Annotated in this window: 5 protein-coding genes; 3 read left to right on the top strand and 2 right to left on the bottom strand. The window is 75.5% G+C overall.

Annotation, left to right across the window (positions count from 1 at the left end; all coding sequences use genetic code 11):
- A partial coding sequence (locus KPL57_RS26735) for a M20/M25/M40 family metallo-hydrolase (protein ID WP_226353612.1) occupies positions 1 to 708 on the top strand: 708 nt, incomplete at its 5' end.
- A 107-nt stretch (positions 709 to 815) separates the two neighbouring features.
- On the opposite strand, the gene KPL57_RS26730 is transcribed toward KPL57_RS26735, so the two are convergent.
- Entirely contained in the window at positions 816 to 1,280 is a 465-nt protein-coding gene (locus KPL57_RS26730) for a gamma-glutamylcyclotransferase (RefSeq protein ID WP_020624005.1), read from the bottom strand.
- Positions 1,281 to 1,423: 143 nt separating this feature from the next.
- On the opposite strand from KPL57_RS26730, the gene KPL57_RS26725 reads away from it, so the two are divergent.
- Complete coding sequence (locus KPL57_RS26725) at positions 1,424 to 2,827, top strand: NAD(P)H-quinone dehydrogenase (protein ID WP_020624004.1); 1,404 nt, start codon at positions 1,424 to 1,426, stop codon at positions 2,825 to 2,827.
- Here KPL57_RS26725 and KPL57_RS26720 read toward each other — a convergent pair.
- Complete coding sequence (locus KPL57_RS26720) at positions 2,802 to 3,581, bottom strand: ESX secretion-associated protein EspG (RefSeq protein ID WP_226353611.1); 780 nt, start codon at positions 3,579 to 3,581, stop codon at positions 2,802 to 2,804. The genes KPL57_RS26725 and KPL57_RS26720 overlap by 26 nt on opposite strands.
- A gap of 83 nt (positions 3,582 to 3,664) precedes the next feature.
- Between KPL57_RS26720 and KPL57_RS26715 the strand changes: the two genes are divergently transcribed.
- Positions 3,665 to 3,903: hypothetical protein (locus tag KPL57_RS26715; RefSeq protein ID WP_226353610.1), on the top strand; the 239-nt coding region annotated here is incomplete at its 3' end.

The raw sequence follows: 3,903 nt of genomic DNA, 5'->3' as shown, positions 1-3,903 counted from the left end.
CGGATCTTCGCGCTGCACTGCGACCCGCGCCTGGAGGTCGGGCGGCTCGGCACCCGGGTCGGGCCGATCACCTCGGCCTGTGACCTCATCGAGGTCCGGCTGACCTCACCGGGCGGGCACACCTCGCGCCCGCACCTGACCGCTGACCTCGTGCAGGCGCTCGGGCTGCTGGCCACCCAGGTGCCGCTGCTGCTGACCCGCCACGTCGACCCGCGCTCGGGCACCGTCCTGACCTGGGGTGCGGTGCACGCCGGGGACGCGGCGAACGCGATCCCGCAGTCCGGGCTGCTGCGCGGCACCCTGCGCACCGCCGACCACGCGACCTGGACCGAGCTCGAGGAGAAGCTGCGGGCGCTCGTGGCGGCCGTGCTCGCCCCCACCGGTGTCGGCTACGTGCTCGACCACGTCCGCGGTGTCCCGCCGGTCGTCAACGACGAGGTGTCCACCGGGATGCTGCGCGACGCCGCGGTGACCGTCGGCGGCGAGGCCGCCGACGCCTCCACCGAGCAGTCCTCCGGCGGCGAGGACTTCGCCTGGTACCTGGAGCACTCCGCGGGCGCCATGGCGCGGCTCGGGGTGTGGTCGGGCACCGGCAAGCAGCGCGACATCCACCAGCCGACCTTCGACCTCGACGAGCGGGCCCTGCCGTTCGGCTCGCGGGTGCTGGTCCAGGCCGCGCTGTCCGCGCTGGCGCAGGCGGCCTCCTGACCCGCTGACGCACTCACCGACCCACCGCCTCCCGCGGTGAACGACGACGGCCCGGCCTCCGCACGTGCGGAGGCCGGGGCCGTTTCTCGTCGGACGGTGGGGCCCGGTCAGGAGTGGTTGCCGGGCGAGGACTTGCGGCTGGGCCTGCTGCGCAGCTCGTTCACGTAGTCGTCCGGGGCGCCCGCGGTCTCCGCGGCGTCGGCGATCACGCCCAGGTAGCGGGCCGAGGGCTCCCCGCCCTCGTAGGCGTTCAGCACGTAGATGAACGCGAGGACGCTGCCGTCGAGGGTGGCGACGCGCAGCCGGAGCTTCTTGTGCATGCCCAGCTCACCGCCCTCCCAGCGGTCGAGCTGGCGTTCGTCGTGCTCGGGGACGTCGTAGAGCACGACGAACACCTGCGAGCCCGGCTCCTCCACCACGGTGGCGAGCGCGCCCTCCCAGGTGTAGTCCTCGCCGCCGAACGTCAGCCGCCAGCCCTGGAGCCACCCGGTCCCGGCCATCGGCGAGTGCGGGGCGCGCTCCTTCATCTGCTCGGGGTCCATGTTCGACCCGTACGCGGCATACAGCGGCACGCATGCAGGGTAGTGGGGAGCCCGACGGGGCCTCGACCCGCCTGGTCGTAACGATGGGACACGCGTACTGTGAGCCCCGTCGACGCTGGCGGGCGGGACCGCCTGCCGGTCCACCACCACCGACTTCTCCAGGGGGATCTCCCGTGACCCGCATCGTCATCATGGGCGGCGGACCGGCCGGTTACGAGGCCGCACTCGTCGCGGCACAGCACGGCAGCGAGGTGACCGTCGTCGAGCGGGACGGGATGGGCGGCGCCTGCGTCGTCTACGACTGCGTCCCCTCGAAGACCTTCATCTCCTCCGCGGCCGTCCGGGTCGACCTGCACCGTGCCGAGGACCTCGGCGTCCTCGTGGACCGCGGCAACTCCGCGGTCGACCTGCCCGCGGTCAACGAGCGGGTCAAGTCCCTCGCCCTCGCCCAGTCCGCCGACGTGCGGGCCCGGCTGGAGAACGAGGGCGTCCGGATCATCGCCGGCACCGCGCGGTTCGCCGGGCCCGCCGAGGCCCGCGCCGCGCACGAGGTGACCGCCACGCACGCCGACGGGACCGTCGAGGACCTCGTCGCCGACGTCGTCCTCATCGCGACCGGGGCCACCCCGCGGGTGCTGGACTCGGCTCGTCCGGACGGCGACCGGATCCTCGACTGGCGTCAGCTCTACGACCTCGACGAGCTGCCCGAGCACCTGATCGTCGTCGGCTCGGGCGTGACCGGCGCCGAGTTCTGCTCCGCCTACGTCGAGCTCGGCTGCCGGGTCAGCCTGGTCTCCAGCCGCGACCGGGTCCTCCCGCACGAGGACGCCGACGCCGCCGCCGTGCTGGAGGAGGTGTTCGCCGACCGGGGGGTGGAGATCCTCGCCCACGCGCGCGCGGACTCCGTCGAGAACACCGGCGACGGCGTCCGGGTCACCCTGTCCGACGGTCGCGTCGTGGAGGGCTCGCACGCCCTGATGACCGTCGGGTCGATCCCCAACACCGCCGAGCTCGGCCTGGAGAAGATCGGCGTCGAGACCGACCGCGGCGGGTTCGTCCCGGTCGACAAGGTCTCGCGCACCTCCGAGCCGGGTGTGTACGCGGCGGGCGACTGCACCGGCGTGCTCATGCTCGCCTCGGTCGCGGCCATGCAGGGCCGGATCGCGATGTGGCACGCGCTCGGGGAGGGCGTGTCCCCGATCCGGCTGCGGACGGTCGCGGCGAACGTGTTCACCCGGCCCGAGATCGCGACCGTCGGGATCAGCCAGAACGCGATCGACTCCGGCGAGGTCCCGGCCCGCACCGTGATGCTGCCGTTGTCGACCAACCCGCGCGCCAAGATGCGCGGGCTGCGCCGCGGCTTCGTGAAGCTGTTCTGCCGCCCGGCGTCCGGTGTGGTCATCGGCGGTGTCGTGGTCGCGCCGGTCGCGAGCGAGCTGATCCTGCCGATCGCGATGGCGGTCCAGAACGGGCTCGGCGTGGACGACCTGGCCCACACCTTCTCGGTGTACCCGTCGCTGTCCGGGTCGATCACCGAGGCGGGCCGTCAGCTCATGCAGCACTCCGACCTGGACTGAACAGCTCGGCGAACCGGTCGCGCAGCTCGCCGTCGCCCGCGGGGGCGAGGGTGGACCACTCGGGTCCGCCGTGCGCGCCGGTCCCGCGGGTCAGCCGGTAGCGCCCCCGCGGCGTGTCGACGACGGCGACGTGCCCCGGCAGCCGCGCCGGGCTGCCCCAGTGGTCGTGCCGGACGGCACAGATCTGCGCACGGTGCGCGGGCCCGGCGAGCAGGGAGGCGAGCCGGGCCCGCTGCTCGTCGTCCCCGGCCGTGCCGGGATCGGCGCGTGCGTCCCCGTCGAGGACGCGGGCCAGCTCGGCGGTGGGCAGGGTCACGGCGGGCCCGGGTCCCGGCGCGCGCCGGGGCAGGGCCGACACCGCGGCGAACGCCGGTGATCCCGCCGCGGTCACGGTGACGGCCGTTCCGGTGTGGACGGCGAGGACGCCGTCGCCGTCGCGTTCGGCGGCGACCGCGCGCAGCGGGCCGTCGTCGAACCGGCCGCGCACCTCCAGGTGACGGTCGGGGCGGGCGAGCAGGGTCAGCAGCCGTACCAGCGCGGGGTCGGGTCCGGCCGGACCGGCGAGGCCGCGGGCGCGCAGCCCGGCGACGCCGGCCGCCACGACCCGGCGCCGCTCCTCGCGGGTGCGCCCGGGGGAGGGGAGCCGCAGCGCCACCGGGGTGGCGCCGAGCCCCAGGTGCTCCCAGACGACGTCGAACTCGGTACCGGTGAGCACGAACGGCACCGACGGGATCCAGGGCGCCGGCTCAGCCACGGCCCCGCCACCGGGCCTCGGGACGCAGGACGCCGGGGTCGGGTCGGGCATCGGGCTGCTCCAGGGGGTCGTCGGGACGGCGTGTGCTGGTCGGCGACGAGGCGCCAGGCCGGGACCCGGGGGTCGGCGGGCGCGCCGACGGCCGCCGCGACCGGCGGCGGGGCGGCCGGAACCGCGCCCACCGGCACGCCGGCCGGGTTGACGGCCGGGTCGCCGTGCGACGGCACCGGCGGGGTGTAGCGGCCGTGGGTGGCGGCACCGTGGGGCGCCGGGGCGTCGGGGTGGGGGACGGCGAGGTCGCCGGTGGTGACGGCGTGGTGGG

The sequence above is a fragment of the Pseudonocardia sp. ICBG601 genome (assembly GCF_020496245.1).
The sequence above is the reverse complement of the archived record's forward strand: the minus strand, read 5'-3'. Positions and strand labels throughout refer to the sequence as shown.